The organism is Streptomyces dioscori (assembly GCF_003024195.1).
Taxonomy (GTDB): domain Bacteria; phylum Actinomycetota; class Actinomycetes; order Streptomycetales; family Streptomycetaceae; genus Streptomyces; species Streptomyces dioscori.
Window position 1 is genome coordinate 1 of record NZ_KZ679044.1, and the last position, 16,453, is coordinate 16,453.

Below are 16,453 nucleotides of genomic sequence, written 5' to 3' on the forward strand. Positions count from 1 at the left end.
CGTCCCGGCAGGACGACTCACCGCAGATGAAGATGATCGCGGCACTGCGCAACCAGTTCGGCGGCCACGCCGTCGAGAAGAAGTAGCCCGGAGGCGGTCCGGAGGATTCCGGCGGCGGTTCGGGAGAAGAAGCAGTCCACAGGTCCGCACCGCGGATCCACAGCTCCGGGGGAGGTCGGCGAACGACCATGCACGTCACGCATCTGTCGCTGGCCGACTTCCGTTCGTACGCCCGGGTCGAGGTTCCGCTCGACCCGGGCGTCACCGCGTTCGTGGGGCCCAACGGACAGGGCAAGACCAACCTCGTCGAGGCGGTCGGCTATCTCGCCACCCTCGGCAGCCACCGGGTCTCGTCCGACGCGCCTCTCGTGCGGATGGGCGCCGAGCGGGCGATCATCCGGGCCAACATCCGCCAGGGCGACCGCCAGCAGCTCGTTGAACTCGAACTGAACCCCGGCAAGGCGAACCGCGCCCGCATCAACAGGTCCTCGCAGGTCAGACCCCGTGACGTGCTCGGCATCGTACGGACCGTGCTGTTCGCGCCCGAGGACCTGGCGCTGGTCAAGGGCGATCCCGGTGAACGCCGGCGGTTCCTCGACGAGCTGATCACCGCACGCTCTCCGCGGATGGCGGGCGTGCGCTCGGACTACGACCGGGTCCTGAAGCAGCGCAACACCCTCCTGAAGTCGGCCGCGCTCGCCCGCCGCCACGGCGGCCGCACGATGGACCTCTCCACCCTCGACGTGTGGGACCAGCACCTCGCGCGCGTGGGCGCCGAGCTGCTCGCCCAGCGGCTCGATCTGATCGCCATGCTCCAGCCGCTCACCGACAAGGCGTACGAGCAGCTCGCGCCCGGCGGCGGTCCGGTGGCTCTGGAGTACAAGCCCTCCTCGCCCGGGATCACCGGGCACGCGCGCGAGGAGCTGTACGAGCAGCTGACGGCGGCCCTGGTGGAGAGCCGCAAGCAGGAGATCGAACGGGGGGTCACCCTCGTGGGCCCCCACAGGGACGAACTACTGCTCAAACTTGGCCAGCTGCCCGCGAAGGGATACGCGTCACACGGCGAGTCCTGGTCGTACGCGCTGTCGCTGCGCCTCGCCTCGTACGACCTGCTCCGGGCCGAGGGCAACGAGCCGGTGCTCGTCCTCGACGACGTGTTCGCCGAGCTGGACACCCGTCGCCGCGAACGCCTCGCCGAACTGGTCGCCCCCGGAGAGCAGGTACTGGTGACGGCCGCGGTCGGCGACGACGTGCCGGGCGTCCTGACGGGGACGCGGTACGCGGTGTCCGAGGGCACCGTGGAGCGCGTATGAGCGAGAACACATCCAGCCCCCAGGACGGCCCGAAGAACACTCCCGAACCCTCCGGGGTCGACCTCGCGCGCGTGGCCCTGCGCGCGGCGAAGGAGCAGGCACGCGCGCGTGGGGACGCGGCGCGTGACAAGAAGCAGGCGCGTCGTGGCGGTCTGCGCTCCGGCGCGCACGCCGACGGGCGCGATCCCATGGCACTCGGATCCGCCATCAACCGGCTCATCACCGAGCGCGGCTGGGAGACCCCGGCCGCCGTCGGCGGGGTCATGGGCCGCTGGCCGCAGATCGTCGGGGACGACCTGGCCAAGCACTGCGTACCGGAGAAGTACGACGAGGACGAGCGGGTACTGGTCGTGCGGTGCGACTCGACGGCCTGGGCCACCAACCTGCGGCTGCTCGCTCCGCAGCTGGTCGCCCGCCTGAACGAGGACCTCGGGCACGGCACGGTGCGGCTGATCAAGGTGCTGGGCCCCGGGGGTCCCGCCCACCGCTACGGCCCCCTGCGCGCCCCTGGCAGCACGGGTCCCGGTGACACCTACGGGTGAGCCAGACCGGGCGGTATGCCGTCCGTAGCGCCGGGTTGACACCCGGAAGCGCTGAGTGCCGCTCTGCGCCTCTTTGAGCCCGGGTCCACATATGGGGAGTCGGTGGAGACCGGTTCAGGGCGGCACATGCGGACTCAGGTACCGGCAAACCCCCATCACTGTCGGCGCTACCGGTAGACTGGAAGCTAATCCCGCCCCACTTGTGGGACACACCGAGCAACGCTGACAAAGGCTTACCGACGTAACACGCCGCAGCCGCTCCGGAGACCCTCCCCCGAGGGCGCCCGGAGCTTGGCTTGTGCTGTGCCAGAAAGGGCGCTTCGTGGCCGATTCCGGCAACCCCAACGAGAACATCCCGTCCACCGACGCGGCCGCGAAAAGCGGGTCCCACTCCTCGAACGGCGAGGTCACGGCCTCGTACGATGCCAGCGCCATCACCGTCCTCGAAGGCCTGGACGCGGTCCGCAAGCGACCCGGTATGTACATCGGGTCGACCGGCGAGCGTGGACTGCACCACCTCGTGTACGAGGTGGTCGACAACTCCGTCGACGAGGCGCTGGCCGGCCACGCGGACACGATCGACGTCACGATCCTTCCCGACGGCGGCGTCCGCGTCGTCGACAACGGCCGTGGCATCCCGGTGGGCATCGTCCCCTCCGAGGGCAAGCCCGCCGTCGAGGTCGTCCTGACCGTGCTGCACGCGGGCGGCAAGTTCGGCGGCGGCGGCTACGCGGTCTCCGGCGGTCTGCACGGCGTGGGCGTCTCCGTCGTGAACGCGCTGTCCACCAAGGTGGCCGTGGAGATCAGGACCGACGGACGCCGCTGGACGCAGGACTACAAGCTGGGCGTCCCGACGGCCCCGCTGGCCGAGCACGAGGCCACGGACGAGACCGGCACCTCGGTCACCTTCTGGGCCGACGGCGACATCTTCGAGACCACGGACTACTCCTTCGAGACGCTCTCGCGGCGCTTCCAGGAGATGGCGTTCCTCAACAAGGGTTTGACCATCAAACTCACTGATGAGCGCGACTCGGCCAAGGCCACGGTGGGCGCCGACGAGGCCGGTGCGGACGAGCCCGTCGAGGTCAAGTCCGTCACGTACCACTACGAGGGCGGCATCGTCGACTTCGTGACGTACCTCAACTCCCGCAAGGGCGAGGTCATCCACCCCACGGTGATCGACATCGAGGCCGAGGACAAGGAGCGCATGCTCTCCCTCGAAGTCGCGATGCAGTGGAACGGCGGCTACAGCGAGGGCGTGTACTCCTTCGCCAACACCATCCACACCCACGAGGGCGGTACGCACGAGGAGGGCTTCCGTGCGGCGCTCACCGGTCTCATCAACCGGTACGCGCGCGACAAGAAGCTGCTGCGCGAGAAGGACGACAACCTCACGGGCGACGACATCCGCGAGGGTCTGACGGCGATCATCTCGATCAAGCTGGGCGAGCCGCAGTTCGAGGGCCAGACCAAGACCAAGCTGGGCAACACCGAGGCGAAGACCTTCGTACAGAAGGTCGTGCACGAGCACATCAGCGACTGGCTGGACCGCAACCCGAACGAGGCCGCGGACATCATCCGCAAGTCCATCCAGGCGGCCACCGCGCGCGTGGCGGCCCGCAAGGCCCGCGACCTCACCCGCCGCAAGGGGCTCCTGGAGACGGCTTCGCTGCCGGGCAAGCTGAGCGACTGCCAGTCCAACGACCCCACCAAGTGCGAGATCTTCATCGTCGAGGGTGACTCCGCCGGCGGTTCGGCCAAGTCCGGCCGCAACCCCCAGTACCAGGCGATCCTCCCGATCCGGGGAAAGATCCTCAACGTCGAGAAGGCGCGGATCGACAAGATCCTGCAGAACCAGGAGATCCAGGCGCTGATCTCGGCCTTCGGCACCGGGGTCCACGAGGACTTCGACATCGCCAAGCTCCGCTATCACAAGATCATCCTGATGGCGGACGCCGACGTCGACGGCCAGCACATCAACACCCTGCTGCTGACCTTCCTGTTCCGCTTCATGCGGCCGCTGGTCGAGGCCGGGCACGTCTTCCTGTCCCGTCCGCCGCTCTACAAGATCAAGTGGGGCCGCGACGACTTCGAGTACGCGTACTCGGACCGCGAGCGCGACGCCCTGATCGAGCTCGGACGGCAGGCCGGCAAGCGCGTCCGGGAGGACTCCATCCAGCGCTTCAAGGGTCTCGGTGAGATGAACGCCGAGGAGCTGCGCATCACGACCATGGACCAGGAGCACCGCGTCCTCGGCCAGGTCACCCTCGACGACGCCGCCCAGGCGGACGACCTCTTCTCGGTGCTGATGGGCGAGGACGTCGAAGCACGCCGCGCGTTCATCCAGCGCAACGCCAAGGACGTCCGCTTCCTCGACATCTGAGTCGGTCTCAGCTGACCGCGTCAGAAAGGATCTGCACCAGCAATGACCGACGAGACACCCATTTCCCCCACCGGTCCCGGCATCCCCGCGGGCATCCCCGTGGAAGACGGTGAGACCACCCTGCGGGTCGAGCCTGTCGGGCTCGAAACCGAGATGCAGCGCTCGTACCTCGACTACGCGATGTCCGTCATCGTGTCGCGCGCGCTGCCCGACGTACGGGACGGTCTCAAGCCCGTCCACCGCCGCGTCCTGTACGCCATGTACGACGGCGGCTACCGGCCCGAGAAGGGCTTCTACAAGTGCGCCCGCGTCGTCGGCGACGTCATGGGCAACTACCACCCGCACGGCGACTCCTCGATCTACGACGCGCTGGTCCGTCTCGCGCAGCCGTGGTCGATGCGGATGCCGCTGGTGGACTCGAACGGCAACTTCGGTTCCCCGGGCAACGACCCGGCCGCCGCCATGCGGTACACCGAGTGCAAGATGATGCCGCTGTCCATGGAGATGGTCCGCGACATCGACGAGGACACCGTCGACTTCACGGACAACTACGACGGCCGCTCCCAGGAGCCGACCGTCCTGCCCGCCCGCTTCCCGAACCTGCTGATCAACGGCTCGGCGGGCATCGCGGTCGGTATGGCGACCAACATCCCGCCGCACAACCTTCGCGAGGTCGCCTCCGGCGCCCAGTGGTACCTGGAGAACCCCGAGGCCTCCCACGAGGAGCTCCTGGACGCGCTGATCGAGCGCATCAAGGGCCCCGACTTCCCGAGCGGCGCCCTGGTGGTGGGCCGCAAGGGCATCGAGGAGGCGTACCGCACGGGCCGTGGCTCCATCACGATGCGCGCGGTCGTCGAGGTCGAGGAGATCCAGAACCGCCAGTGCCTGGTGGTCACCGAGCTCCCCTACCAGGTCAACCCCGACAACCTGGCCCAGAAGATCGCCGACCTGGTGAAGGACGGCAAGATCGGCGGCATCGCCGACGTCCGCGACGAGACCTCCTCGCGTACGGGCCAGCGCCTGGTGATCGTCCTGAAGCGGGACGCGGTCGCCAAGGTCGTCCTGAACAACCTGTACAAGCACACCGACCTGCAGACGAACTTCGGCGCCAACATGCTGGCGCTGGTGGACGGCGTGCCGCGCACCCTGTCGCTCGACGCGTTCATCCGGCACTGGGTGACGCACCAGATCGAGGTCATCGTCCGGCGTACGCGTTTCCGGCTGCGCAAGGCCGAGGAGCGCGCGCACATCCTGCGTGGCCTCCTGAAGGCCCTGGACGCCATCGACGAGGTCATCGCGCTGATCCGGCGCAGCGACACCGTCGAGATCGCGCGCGAGGGCCTGATGGGCCTCCTGGAGATCGACGAGATCCAGGCCAACGCCATCCTTGAGATGCAGCTGCGCCGGCTCGCCGCCCTGGAGCGTCAGAAGATCGTCGCCGAGCACGACGAGCTGCAGGCGAAGATCCGCGAGTACAACGCGATCCTGGCCTCGCCCGAGCGGCAGCGCGCCATCATCAGCGAGGAACTGACCGCGATCGTCGACAAGTTCGGTGACGACCGCCGCTCCAAGCTGGTGCCCTTCGACGGCGACATGTCCATGGAGGACCTGATCGCCGAGGAGGACATCGTCGTCACCATCACGCGCGGTGGCTACATCAAGCGCACCAAGGCCGAGGACTACCGCTCGCAGAAGCGCGGCGGCAAGGGCGTACGCGGGACGAAGCTCAAGGAAGACGACATCGTCGACCACTTCTTCGTGTCGACGACACACCACTGGCTGCTGTTCTTCACCAACAAGGGCCGGGTCTACCGCGCGAAGGCGTACGAGCTTCCCGACGCCGGGCGTGAGGCGCGCGGTCAGCACGTCGCGAACCTGCTGGCCTTCCAGCCGGACGAGGCGATCGCCGAGATCCTCGCGATCCGCGACTACGAAGCGGTGCCCTATCTGGTCCTCGCCACCAAGGGCGGACTGGTGAAGAAGACATCCCTGAAGGATTACGATTCGCCGCGTTCCGGAGGCGTCATCGCGATCAATCTCCGTGAGACGGAGGACGGTTCCGACGACGAACTGATCGGAGCCGAGCTGGTTTCGGCAGAGGACGATCTGCTTCTGATCAGCAAGAAGGCCCAATCGATCAGGTTCACCGCGACGGACGACGCGCTGCGCCCCATGGGCCGTGCCACCTCGGGAGTCAAGGGGATGAGCTTCCGCGAGGGGGACCAGCTCCTCTCGATGAATGTTGTTCGACCCGGTACGTTCGTGTTCACTGCCACAGACGGTGGGTACGCGAAGCGGACCGCTGTCGACGACTACCGCGTCCAGGGTCGCGGTGGCCTGGGTATCAAGGCCGCCAAGATCGTCGAGGACCGCGGCTCGCTCGTCGGCGCGCTGGTGGTCGAGGAGACGGACGAGATCCTCGCCATCACACTGTCCGGCGGTGTGATTCGCACGCGAGTCAACGAGGTCAGGGAGACGGGCCGTGACACCATGGGCGTTCAACTGATCAACCTGGGCAAGCGCGATGCCGTCGTCGGTATCGCACGTAACGCCGAGGCCGGTCGCGAGGCCGAGGAAGTCGACGGGGTGGTCGACGACTCGGACGAGGTCGAGTCGGCCGTCGGTACGGACGAGGGCGAGCCGTCCTCGGACGAGTAGCGCGAGGAGTGAGTCATCGTGAGCGGAGCCACGGGCGCCGGTTCGACCGATACGGAAACGGACGGCGGCCGTGGCTCCGCCACGGAGGCGACCGACTCCCATGACTCTCATGGATCCCAGGGGGGAACTGTGACGGACACCCGAGGCCCACAGACGCCGCAGTACGCGGCCGGTGCGGCCCCAGGCTCGCCGGTGCCTCCGGGCCCGGCGGCACCTTCTGGCACGGCGGTGCCGCCGGCGCCGGGCTCGCCCCTCCCGGGCGAGCGGCAGCCGCAGCAGGCCGCCCAGCCGTACCACCCGCCCCAGGCGTACGCGGCGCACACGGCGCCCGCCGCGGGCGCCGTACGCCGGCCGCGCACCGGGGCGCGCACCACGCCCCGTACGCGCAAGGCCCGGCTGCGGGTGGCCAAGGCCGACCCCTGGTCGGTGATGAAGGTCAGCTTCCTGCTCTCCATCGCGCTCGGGATCTGCACGATCGTCGCGGCCGCGGTGCTGTGGATGGTCATGGACGCCATGGGCGTCTTCTCCACCGTGGGCGGCACGATCTCCGAGGCCACCGGCTCGAACGAGTCGAACGGCTTCGACCTGCAGTCGTTCCTGTCGCTGCCGCGCGTCCTGATCTTCACGTCGATCATCGCCGTCATCGACGTAGTCCTGGCCACCGCACTCGCCACCCTCGGCGCGTTCATCTACAACCTCTCCGCGGGCTTCGTCGGCGGTATCGAGCTCACGCTCGCCGAGGACGAGTAAACGTTGTCACCACGGCTCCACCACAAGAGCGCATCCCGGCCCGGGGTGCGCTCTTCTGTGTTGCCCACGTGTTGTCGGCGGGTGCCGTTCCGGGCCGTCCGGGCAGGCCGGGACGGGCCCCGGATACCGATTTTGGGACTGGCCCCGTCGTGCGCTAATCTTCAGAGGTCAGCGCGCGGGACATACACCGCAGAGCGCGGCGGGGCTATAGCTCAGTTGGTTAGAGCGCATCCCTGATAAGGATGAGGCCACAGGTTCAAATCCTGTTAGCCCCACCAGCACAAAGGCCCCCAGTCGATAGCGGCTGGGGGCCTTTGACATCCATGGCTGACATCAGCCGATGAGCGGATCTTCCAGAAGCTCGGCGAGCAGCGCCACGGCTTCCCGTTCTCCGTCGCCCACGACGTGCGTGTAGACGTCCATGGTCATGCTGATCTGACTGTGCCGCAGGATCGCCTGAGCGACCTTGGGATGCACCTTCAGGAAGGCCAGCAGGGTCCCGCAGGTGTGCCGGGCCAGCCGGACCGTGATGCGGCGGACACCGGCGCGTTTCACCAGCCGCTCGAAACTCCGGGAGAAGCCCATCGGGTCGATCGGGCCGCCCCGTTCGGACGAGAAGACGAGATCCTGCCCCGGTTTCTGGTCCCAGCCGTCGCCAACAATCCGGCGTTCGAGGTCCTGGAGCTCCCGACGCTCCCGGAGGGCCCGGGCACAGAACTCCGGCAGCGGCAGCACAGCCTGGGACGACTCGGTCTTGAGGTCCTTGAGCACCAGGCCGTCGCCCTTGACCCGCTGCACCTGCTTGACGGGCGTGAACTGGCCCCGGTCGAAGTCGACGTCCTGCCACCGCAGGCCCAGGACCTCGCTGCGGCGCAGGCCGAGGACGAGCACCAGGACGCAGGCCGCGTACAGCCGGTGTGCGCGAGAGGCACGCAGGAAGGCGACGGCTTCCTGAGCGTTCCAGGGCCGTGCCTCGCCCTTGCTGACCTTGGGCATGTCCACCAGTAGCGCGACGTTCCGTGTCACCAGCTCCTCGCGTATGGCACGGTTCAGCGCGTTGCGGAGGACGCGCAGCACCTCGAAGCGAGCAGCGGCGCCAACACCGTCCGCCTTGAGCTTCGCCATGACGGTCCGGATCTGCGCGGGTGTCAGCCGGATCATGGCCTTCTTGCCGAGCTGGGGGACCAGGTAGAGCCGGACCTTGGACTCGTACTTCACGTACGTGTTGTGCTCCCGCTCCGGCTTCACGATGTGCTCCAGCCAGTAGGCCAGCCACTCGCCGAGGCTCCAGGAGCGGGACGGAACGGGAACGCCGTTGCGCTCCTGGTCCTGGAGCTTGCCGAGCTTCTCGTTCGCTTCGTCCCAGGTCCGGCCATACACGTACTTCCGCACTCGGTTGCCGTCCGTGTCGGTGACGTAGGCAGCGCCCTGGTACCGGCCATCGGACCGCTTCGCGATGGTGCCGCCGCCGTTGGGCCGACGCTTCGCCATCAGGCAGCCCTACCGATCTGACCCACGATGAAGTCGCGGACCGCGTCATCCGGGATGCGTCGGCATCCGTCGACCTTGATGGAGACGAGGCGGTGAGTGCGGATCAGGTCGTAGACCTTGGTCCGTCCGAGCTTGAGCCGCGTCATGACCTCGGGGACGGTCAGCAGCGAAGGCGAGGCGGTGGTCATGCGTCGGCTCCTTCCAGGGCGAGCTGGCCGGGTAGTTCCTCGCGGGCGGTCTCTCGGCTGTGCTGGATGTCCCGGCGGATGTTGGCGGCGAGCCAGGATTCGCCGGGGGTGTTGCCGTGGCCGGCATAGGTCCAGTGGGCGAGCACGCGGACGGTCGTCTCCGGGTGGTCTGCGGGGTCGGGCAGGCCGAGGGAGACGCGTTGCTGAGCAGCCCGGTAGTCGGCGCGGACCTGGCGGAGGGCGCCGAGGGTGGTGGAGTAGCGGCGGGACTTCGTCGAGAAGTGGCCGCGGAAGCCGAGCATGTGGGCCCAGTCGCGGAGCTTGCGTTCGGGGTAGAGCGCGTGCAGGTCGAGGCAGGCCGCGATGAGCCGGGCGGGATGGTCGGGTACGCCGAGGAGGGCCAGGGCCTCTTTGTTGCCGATGCGCCGGTCGACGGTGCCGGTGGTTTCGGCGGCTTTGGTGGCGTATTTGGCGACGTAGGAGGCGACGGCCTGTTCGGTGATGTCCTCGCCGTTGCCGAAGGCGCCGATGGGCTGTACGTCGAGCTGGGTGCCCCAGAGCAGCGTGCGGGCTTGCTGGTCCCCGGCGGGCGGGACGTCGACGGCGACGCGGGCGGCAGCGGCGTGGATGGCGTCGGTGAGCAGGTCGAGGGTGGCCCAGTGCGGGGGCGGGGAGTCGGGTCCGTCCGGTCCGTCGAAGCGGATGACGGCGTGGAAGTGCACGGCCCCGCGTTTCTGGTACTCGGCGACCTTGCCGAAGGAGACGCGCGATTGTTCGTGCGCGGCTTTCTGGGTCAGACCGGCGCGGCGGGCGATCTCGCGGCGGAGGTAGATCGTGAAGTAGCGCCACAGGTCGGAGGCGTGGTTGTTCCACAGCACCGCGCCTGCGTAGTCGTACGTGGCAGGGGTCAGGGCCGTGCCCAGTTCGGCGGCGTCCTCCTGGTGGTGGATGCCGCAGGCGCACGGCCGGTTTCCGGGCCGGTTGTGGACGGGGCCGAACGAGGGTGCGGTGAGGGTGGCGAAGACGCGCGGGTGCTCGCGGATGGTGGGAGGGGTGCCCTTGGCCGGGTCTCCGATCAGTCCGGCGCGGATCAGGTGGTAGGTGTCGCCCGCGTAGGTCCAGGCGCAGGACGGGCAGCGGGAGGCACGGCGGTTGCCGCAGGCGAGGCGCAGTCGACCGCCGGGTTCGGCGTCAGTGGAGTACGAGTGCAGCACGTGCCCGCTGCGGGCATCACGGGTGACGGTGGAGCCTTGCAGGTGGATGGGGTCGGAGCAGCCGCCGGTGCGGCGGATCTGGTCTTGGATGCGGTCGAAGCCTTCTGACCCGGCCAGCCTCAGCACGTCGGCGAGGGTGGCCGGGTCCAGGCCCGCCATGGTGGCGGTGTCAGACACGGGCGGTCTCCTGCCGACGAGCCGGAGCGCGGTGACCGGTGCCCTGGCAGGCCGGGCAGGTGACGTGGAGGGTGGCGCGGGTGCCGTCGCAGTGGCGGGTTCCGGTGGTGATCACAGCGGTGGCGAAGCCGTCGCAGGCGCGGCAGATACGGGCGCGGGCAGGGGCGAGCTGGGCCATGATGGAGCTTCCCTTTCGGGTCCGTCGGATCTGGAAGTGGTGCAGGCGCCCGGAGTGGCGGAAGTTTGGCGACCGAGGCCGCTCCGGGGGCCGTTAGCGCTGGTTGTTGAGGTCCTTGAGCAGCAGGCGCAGGACGACGGCGACGACGGCGACCGAGATACCGGTGACGGCCACGGCCAGGAGCATCGAGACCAGGACGGCGCCGACGACCAGGACCACGGCGGTGCCGCCGCCGACGAGGGCGAGCGCACTACCGGGGGTGAGCTGGACCATGGGCCGTGCCGAGACCGGTGCGAGCGGGGCCGGAATGTCGGCCGCGGGGACCGGGGTGGACTGGGCCGGGGGCGGCGCGGTGTCGGGAGTCGGATACCTCGGGGTGAACACGATGGCTGTCCTTTCGAGTCGGGTTACTTGATCGCGGTGTCGACGGCGGGGCCCAGGAAGCTGTCGGCGACGAGGTAGCCGCCGAGCAGGAGCACGGCCACCAGCCACCACGGCGGGCGGGCGAGCTTGACGCCCAGGACGCCGATGACGAGCAGGGCGAGCCACATGGGTACGTCCATGACGGGATCTCCTGTCAGGCCTTGCAGCGGTGGGTGCGGGCGGTGAGTTCAGCGGCCGAGCGGTCGTCGTGCTCGGTGGAGAAGCCGCAGCCGGGGGTGGCGCAGGCGGCCGTGTGCTTGTCCCGGCCGCGCCCGTCGTAGTAGGTCGCGACTTTGACCGGCCCCATGCGGACCACGTTGCGGAAGCGGCGATAGGCAGCCACGGGCGATCTTCCTTTCAGGCGAGTTGGAGTTGCGTGGTGATCGCGTCGGTCATCGGTCCGGGCAGTCCGAGCCGGGCCGACAGATCAGCCGCGGGCATCGGTGAACCGGTTGAAGCCCGGTGTGCTTCGGCGATCTTGCGTGCGTGGTCGAGCAGGGCGACCGGGACCGCCGGGACGCTGGTCGGGGGCTTGGGCGGCGCGGCCGTCAGCTCCGGTGCCGGTTCGGGAGCCGGGGCGGGCGCGGGTTCGTCGGTGCGCTGCATCTCGACTTCCTGCGGAGCCGGTTCGTCCCTCACTGGCTGAGTGGGAGCGACCGGCGCCGCAGGGGTTGAGTGGACCAGCAGGGTGCCGCCGAGGAAGGCCAGGGCGGGCCAGCCAGCGACGAGGATGCAGAGCCAGGCAGGAACGGCGTTGAGGTCGAGGAGCCCGGCGGTGGCGATGTTCGCGCCGAGTGAGGCGACCAGCGCGATGACGAACCAGGTCCAGGCCGATCGATCCCGGCGGGCGGTGCGCAGCCGACGCCAGGCGGCGACGAGCAGCAGGTCAACCGAGATCGGATAGGCCCAGGCTTTCCAGCCGGTCTGTCCGGCAGCGTCGGCCAGGTCGTGCAGGTGGGCGAAGGACAGCGCACCGGCGATGACGGCCTGGACCATCACGGCGTCCGGACGGATCGAGCGGGACATGAGAACCACCTCCCTTCCAGGGGTTCAGCTGGTGACCGGCCGGGCCTTGCCCAGCGGAGGAGAAACGGCCGGCATGGCAGCGGGCACGTAGGGGCGGAAGGGCTTGAGGGCAGGGAAGTCCGGGACCAGGTGGGCGAACTCGCGGCAGACGGCCGCCACCTCGTCCCGGGACGTGTCCGGGGTGCGGATCTTCGACCAGCCGCCGGAGGAGTCCGCCGCCACGGCGGTTCCGGGGCGCTCCATCGGGATCAGGCTGGCGATGGGGACCGCGTCGGGGGCCACATCGTTCAGGCCCATCTCGGCGGTCTGCTTGTCGTTGACCCGGTGCACCACCCGGCCGGTGAGCTGTGCGCGGAGCATGGTGGCGCCCTTGCCGAGGTCGGAGCCGAAGCGCTGGCCGCAGATCTCCAGGTAGATGCCGACCGAGCGGGCCATCTGCGCCAGCCGGATCAGCGCGGTCACGATCCGCTCGCGGCGCTCCTCGTCCTTCTTGGCGGAGATCAGGAACAGCTCCGCCACCTCGTCCACCAGGACGACGACCGGCACCGGCCGCAGCTCGGCAGGCAGCTCCCACATGTCCGAGACGCCATGCTGCCGCAGCTGGTCGAAGCGGTCTTCCATCTCCGCCACCAGGACCGCCAGCAGCGAGGCGGACTCGTCCGGAGTGGTGGCCAGCGCCGACAGCCGGGGGGCGTAGGCGGTCTGTTCCACCCCGCGCTTGCAGTCGATGCCGACCAGCGCCACCGGCAGTTGCGCGAGCCCCTTGATCAGGTTGCGCTGATACATCGACTTGCCCGAGTGGTTCGCGCCCAGGGTGAGCGCCATCGGAGCCTTGCGGTAGTCCCGCTCGAAAGCGGTCCCGTCCTCCCGCAGCGCAACCGGCACGACCATGCCGCGAGGGCGTGCCTTGCGCGGCATACGCACCCGGCGCAGCACGTCATAGCCGGTCATGCGCAGCTCGACGTACCCCGGCTTGGTCTCCGCCACGGTCACCGAGTACACGCCCCAGGCATGACGCAGCCGTTCCGAGGTGGCGATCAGGTCGGCAGGCTCCAGCCCGGCCGGAAGGAGCAGAGTGACCCGCAGACCGGTCGAGGTGCCCCGCACCCGGCGGATCTTCGGGGGCACCGGCTGCACCTCGCGGCGGGCGACGTTGCGCGTCATGAACGCCCGCAGGCCCGAGGGCTGCACCGTCAGCCCGCACACGTCCATGGTCGAGCGGTACGAGAGGACGAAGCGCCCCCAGGTGACCGGCATCCCGACCAGCGACCAGTACACGCGAGGAGCGCGCACCTTCGCGTAGCCGAGACCACCGGCACCCGCGGCTGCTCCCGTGGCCTCCAGCCACACCGACAGGTCCGTCATGATCAGACCGCCGAGGTGATCGCGACCGCACGGAAGGAGATCCCGTGCCGCTTCTGGCCGTTGAACTCGTTCTCCCAGTCACGCGCCTTCAGGCCGACCACCTTCACCGGCAGCCCCGGCGCCAGGCCCTCCGGGATACCCGTCTCCGGGATCGTCACCTGGTAGAGGTTGCCCTCCCCCTCGTCCGAAACCAGCAGGCCCACGGTCGACAGGCCCGCACCGGTCTCCCGGTCCACGGCACGCTCCCCGGTCTTCTGATTGATGAGCTTCGGCGTCGGCGCGGTCGCCACGAACACCACGGCGGTCGAGACATCGATCTTGAACGACGGCATGAAGTACTCCCTGAGTCGATGCGTCGAAGCAACCCGAAGAGGGACGCTCCCGCTCGCTGTCCTAGGACTGCGAGCAACTAGGGAGACTCTGACACGCAGTCCCGGGACTGTCAACAGTCCCAGGACTGTGTTTGACTGTTCTCGTCGAGAGGAGCTGCGAGATGACGCCCAAGTGGCGAGAGCTAGCGGACAAGCTGGCTGAGCAGATCAAGAGCGGTGAATACCCACCGGGCCAGCAACTTCCGCAGATCAGGGAGTTGGTCGCGGAGGGCGAGGGCTCAAAGTCCACGGTCCACGCGGCTTACAAGGCGCTGGAAGCAGAGGGACTGGTGACCTCATCCCGGGGCCACGGCACCGTCGTACGGCAACGGGTGCCGCTCAAGCGGCTCGGTATCTCCCGGTACGACAAGGCCAAGTGGCGAGACGGGGACGAGGTCGCGTTCATCGCGGACCGTGTGGCTTCCGGACGCAGCTACCGCCGGAACGAGCAGACGCAGACGGTAGACCTCGTTGAAGCACCGCCCGCAGTGGCAGCCGCACACGGGCTTTCTGAAGGGGCGCAGGTGTATGCCCGAGCGCGTGTCGTGAAGGAAGGCGACCAGCCGACCCACACGTTGACCAGCTACTACCGCCCCGAGCACGTCGAGGGCACGCGGATCGTGGACCCGACTCCGGGACCGGCCGGCCGTGGCGGTGGATTCCGGGTTCTGTACGACGCGGGCTACGAGATCGACCACATGAAGGAAGCGATTTTTGCCCGGGCGGCGACGTCGGACGAGGCGAAGCTCTTGCAGCTCCCAGCGGGCGAACCGGTCGTCGAGCTTCACCGGACGACGTACACGGCTTCTGGCACAGTGGTCGAATTCGCCATCGGTGTGCACGCGGCTTCGCGCTTTGCCTGGGAGTACGACTTCAAGGTCCCGGACTCGGCGAAGGGTGAGAAAGGGCAGTAATGATCTCGACGCAGGCCTGGGCCGACGCGCGATGCCTGTGGGATTACCACCAGATGGGCCACGCTCTTCGGCCGTGCTCAGTCGCGGTCGGCCTGGGCAGCCACGACCTGGGCGTGGCCGACACGGCGGTGGACCTCTACGAGCGCGGCATGGCTCCGCTGCTCGTGTTCACGGGAGCCACCAGCCGCACGACACGGGATCGCATGCCGCGGGGCGAAGCGGTCCACTACCGCGAACGGGCCCTCGAACGAGGCGTGCCCGCCTCAGCGGTGCTCGTAGAGCCTCACGCCCGCAACACCGGCGAGAACATCCGCTTCTCCAAAGCCTTGCTTGAGGAGGCGGGAGTGGACGTGGCCTCCGTGCTTCTGATCAGCAAGCCGTACGAGGAGCGGAGGGCGTACGCCACGGCGTGCAAGCTGTGGTCGGGAGTGGAGATCGTCAGCGCTTCTACTCCGATGGCGTTCGAGGAGTACGTGGATTCCATCGGGGATGTGCGGCTGGTCATCGACATGCTTGTCGGCGCACTTCAGCGTCTACTGATCTACCCGGAGCAGGGGTTCATGATCAGTCAGTCCGTACCGGATCACGTGCTTGAAGCGTATGAGCGCCTTTGTCGCGAAGGCTTCACCAGTCGGCTCCTCCACACCGACACGGCTTCCACCTGATCAACTCAGCCCGGATCAGCCCACGCCGCGAGGAATCCCCCATCTGACCGGCCGGAGCGAGTTGTTACAGGTTTCTCTACCTCATCAAGTCCGGCTGCGCTCCGCTCCGCCGGGCGCGCTCCCGGCTCCGCCGCCCTCCGCGCTCATGCCTTCGGCCCGCGCTGCGGGCGCTGCGCCGACGCGCGCCCACGGATAGACGGGCCGGGCCGATGAGTGGCGATCACCGCACGAACGCGGCCACGGTCACAGATGTGCCTCCGGCGGGGGCGCTCCGACTCCGGGATGGAGGGGCCGCCGTTCGCGACTGCCGGCCGAGTGTGGTGTGCGCGGGGAGCTCCCATCCCGTCCACCGCCGACCCAGGCAGAGCCGAGCAGCCGCGGCCCAGGGCGTCAAGGTCGTTCGTACAGTGGCGCGCTCCACCTTGACGCCCTGAACCACGCCCGCTCCACGGTGTGTGGGTCGACGGCGGACGGGATGGGAGCTGGGGCGAGTGGTGGGCTAAGGGGGGCGCCGCCGACCAGTACGGTTGCGATTTCCACGCCCAGTCACAGATCAGCTTCTGCCAGCGCACACCATCTGAGGCCTTGCCCTCACGCGGGGTCCCGGGGTGAGGGCAAGTCTCAACTACCAACCAGGGCAGCGTCCGCAATCTATGGACGTGCTGGCTAAGGACCTGGCGAGGTCTAGGCACGATCCTCAGATACTCTTCCCCCCGAAATGCCGAATCAGATGCAGGCTTCTCGATAAAAATTCTGGACTGTACTGACGCCATCCGTCGCGGCGAAAGGGCCCGC

18 protein-coding genes and 1 tRNA gene are annotated in these 16,453 nt (G+C 68.6%); 8 read left to right on the forward strand and 11 right to left on the reverse strand.

Going from position 1 to position 16,453, the window contains the following annotated elements; all coding sequences use genetic code 11:
• A partial coding sequence (locus tag C6Y14_RS44720) for a hypothetical protein (protein WP_213084352.1) occupies nucleotides 1-190 on the reverse strand: 190 nt, incomplete at its 3' end.
• Between C6Y14_RS44720 and recF the strand changes: the two genes are divergently transcribed.
• From recF to C6Y14_RS18540, 6 genes are all read left to right on the forward strand, one after another.
• Entirely contained in the window at nucleotides 189-1,313 is a 1,125-nt protein-coding gene (gene recF / locus C6Y14_RS18515) for a DNA replication/repair protein RecF (RefSeq protein WP_107017850.1), read from the forward strand. The genes C6Y14_RS44720 and recF overlap by 2 nt on opposite strands.
• A complete protein-coding gene (locus C6Y14_RS18520) occupies nucleotides 1,310-1,855 on the forward strand; it encodes a DUF721 domain-containing protein (RefSeq protein ID WP_107017851.1) in 546 nt (181 codons plus the stop codon). The genes recF and C6Y14_RS18520 overlap by 4 nt, the downstream gene beginning before the upstream one ends.
• Nucleotides 1,856-2,177: 322 nt before the next feature.
• Complete coding sequence (gyrB, locus tag C6Y14_RS18525) at nucleotides 2,178-4,238, forward strand: DNA topoisomerase (ATP-hydrolyzing) subunit B (RefSeq protein ID WP_199854776.1); 2,061 nt, start codon at nucleotides 2,178-2,180, stop codon at nucleotides 4,236-4,238.
• Nucleotides 4,239-4,280: 42 nt separating this feature from the next.
• Nucleotides 4,281-6,896 carry a DNA gyrase subunit A gene (gyrA, locus tag C6Y14_RS18530; RefSeq protein ID WP_107017853.1) on the forward strand — a complete coding sequence of 872 codons (2,616 nt, stop codon included), beginning with the start codon at nucleotides 4,281-4,283 and terminating at the stop codon, nucleotides 6,894-6,896.
• Nucleotides 6,897-6,914: 18 nt separating this feature from the next.
• Entirely contained in the window at nucleotides 6,915-7,646 is a 732-nt protein-coding gene (locus C6Y14_RS18535) for a DUF3566 domain-containing protein (RefSeq protein WP_107017854.1), read from the forward strand.
• A gap of 201 nt (nucleotides 7,647-7,847) precedes the next feature.
• Nucleotides 7,848-7,924 (forward strand) — tRNA-Ile (locus tag C6Y14_RS18540).
• Nucleotides 7,925-7,979: 55 nt separating this feature from the next.
• Here the strand turns inward: C6Y14_RS18540 and C6Y14_RS18545 are convergent.
• The 10 genes from C6Y14_RS18545 to C6Y14_RS18590 all read right to left on the reverse strand — a co-directional run bounded on the left by C6Y14_RS18545 (nucleotide 7,980) and on the right by C6Y14_RS18590 (nucleotide 14,040).
• Complete coding sequence (locus C6Y14_RS18545; RefSeq protein ID WP_107017855.1) at nucleotides 7,980-9,137, reverse strand: tyrosine-type recombinase/integrase; 1,158 nt, start codon at nucleotides 9,135-9,137, stop codon at nucleotides 7,980-7,982.
• Nucleotides 9,137-9,325 (reverse strand): helix-turn-helix domain-containing protein, encoded by a 189-nt coding sequence (locus C6Y14_RS18550; RefSeq protein ID WP_107017856.1) that lies wholly within the window; start codon nucleotides 9,323-9,325, stop codon nucleotides 9,137-9,139. The genes C6Y14_RS18545 and C6Y14_RS18550 overlap by 1 nt, the downstream gene beginning before the upstream one ends.
• Complete coding sequence (gene repSA / locus C6Y14_RS18555; RefSeq protein ID WP_107017857.1) at nucleotides 9,322-10,716, reverse strand: replication initiator protein RepSA; 1,395 nt, start codon at nucleotides 10,714-10,716, stop codon at nucleotides 9,322-9,324. The genes C6Y14_RS18550 and repSA overlap by 4 nt, the downstream gene beginning before the upstream one ends.
• The gene (locus C6Y14_RS18560; protein ID WP_107017858.1) at nucleotides 10,709-10,894 is read right to left on the reverse strand and encodes a hypothetical protein; all 186 of its coding nucleotides are present in this window, start codon (nucleotides 10,892-10,894) and stop codon (nucleotides 10,709-10,711) included. The genes repSA and C6Y14_RS18560 overlap by 8 nt, the downstream gene beginning before the upstream one ends.
• A gap of 93 nt (nucleotides 10,895-10,987) precedes the next feature.
• Nucleotides 10,988-11,278: a SpdD protein gene (locus C6Y14_RS18565; protein ID WP_107017859.1), complete on the reverse strand. Its 291-nt coding sequence runs from the start codon at nucleotides 11,276-11,278 to the stop codon at nucleotides 10,988-10,990.
• A 23-nt stretch (nucleotides 11,279-11,301) separates the two neighbouring features.
• Entirely contained in the window at nucleotides 11,302-11,457 is a 156-nt protein-coding gene (locus tag C6Y14_RS18570; protein ID WP_107017860.1) for a hypothetical protein, read from the reverse strand.
• 14 nt (nucleotides 11,458-11,471) lie between these two features.
• Nucleotides 11,472-11,660, reverse strand: coding sequence for a mobile element transfer protein (locus tag C6Y14_RS18575; RefSeq protein ID WP_107017861.1), 189 nt, complete (start codon nucleotides 11,658-11,660; stop codon nucleotides 11,472-11,474).
• A gap of 14 nt (nucleotides 11,661-11,674) precedes the next feature.
• A complete protein-coding gene (locus C6Y14_RS18580) occupies nucleotides 11,675-12,343 on the reverse strand; it encodes a DUF2637 domain-containing protein (protein ID WP_107017862.1) in 669 nt (222 codons plus the stop codon).
• A gap of 24 nt (nucleotides 12,344-12,367) precedes the next feature.
• Nucleotides 12,368-13,708 (reverse strand): FtsK/SpoIIIE domain-containing protein, encoded by a 1,341-nt coding sequence (locus C6Y14_RS18585; RefSeq protein WP_107017863.1) that lies wholly within the window; start codon nucleotides 13,706-13,708, stop codon nucleotides 12,368-12,370.
• A 2-nt stretch (nucleotides 13,709-13,710) separates the two neighbouring features.
• Nucleotides 13,711-14,040, reverse strand: coding sequence for an SCO3933 family regulatory protein (locus tag C6Y14_RS18590; protein WP_107017864.1), 330 nt, complete (start codon nucleotides 14,038-14,040; stop codon nucleotides 13,711-13,713).
• 161 nt (nucleotides 14,041-14,201) lie between these two features.
• On the opposite strand from C6Y14_RS18590, the gene C6Y14_RS18595 reads away from it, so the two are divergent.
• Together C6Y14_RS18595 and C6Y14_RS18600 are read left to right on the forward strand one after the other, a co-directional pair.
• Complete coding sequence (locus C6Y14_RS18595) at nucleotides 14,202-14,993, forward strand: GntR family transcriptional regulator (RefSeq protein ID WP_107017865.1); 792 nt, start codon at nucleotides 14,202-14,204, stop codon at nucleotides 14,991-14,993.
• Entirely contained in the window at nucleotides 14,993-15,658 is a 666-nt protein-coding gene (locus tag C6Y14_RS18600; protein ID WP_107017866.1) for a YdcF family protein, read from the forward strand. Before C6Y14_RS18595 ends, C6Y14_RS18600 begins: the two co-directional genes overlap by 1 nt.
• Nucleotides 15,659-16,453: the final 795 nt, after the last annotated feature.

Excerpts from the sequence above, each read along its gene's own strand:
- C6Y14_RS18550 (WP_107017856.1), bottom strand. The coding sequence starts at position 9,325 with ATGACCACCGCCTCGCCTTCGCTGCTGACCGTCCCCGAGGTCATGACG.
- C6Y14_RS18600 (WP_107017866.1), top strand. The coding sequence starts at position 14,993 with ATGATCTCGACGCAGGCCTGGGCCGACGCGCGATGCCTGTGGGATTAC.
- C6Y14_RS18590 (WP_107017864.1), bottom strand. The coding sequence starts at position 14,040 with ATGCCGTCGTTCAAGATCGATGTCTCGACCGCCGTGGTGTTCGTGGCG.
- C6Y14_RS18520 (WP_107017851.1), top strand. The coding sequence starts at position 1,310 with ATGAGCGAGAACACATCCAGCCCCCAGGACGGCCCGAAGAACACTCCC.
- C6Y14_RS18570 (WP_107017860.1), bottom strand. The coding sequence starts at position 11,457 with ATGGACGTACCCATGTGGCTCGCCCTGCTCGTCATCGGCGTCCTGGGC.
- C6Y14_RS18560 (WP_107017858.1), bottom strand. The coding sequence starts at position 10,894 with ATGGCCCAGCTCGCCCCTGCCCGCGCCCGTATCTGCCGCGCCTGCGAC.
- gyrA (WP_107017853.1), top strand. The coding sequence starts at position 4,281 with ATGACCGACGAGACACCCATTTCCCCCACCGGTCCCGGCATCCCCGCG.
- C6Y14_RS18585 (WP_107017863.1), bottom strand. The coding sequence starts at position 13,708 with ATGACGGACCTGTCGGTGTGGCTGGAGGCCACGGGAGCAGCCGCGGGT.
- C6Y14_RS18580 (WP_107017862.1), bottom strand. The coding sequence starts at position 12,343 with ATGTCCCGCTCGATCCGTCCGGACGCCGTGATGGTCCAGGCCGTCATC.
- recF (WP_107017850.1), top strand. The coding sequence starts at position 189 with ATGCACGTCACGCATCTGTCGCTGGCCGACTTCCGTTCGTACGCCCGG.
- C6Y14_RS18595 (WP_107017865.1), top strand. The coding sequence starts at position 14,202 with ATGACGCCCAAGTGGCGAGAGCTAGCGGACAAGCTGGCTGAGCAGATC.
- C6Y14_RS18545 (WP_107017855.1), bottom strand. The coding sequence starts at position 9,137 with ATGGCGAAGCGTCGGCCCAACGGCGGCGGCACCATCGCGAAGCGGTCC.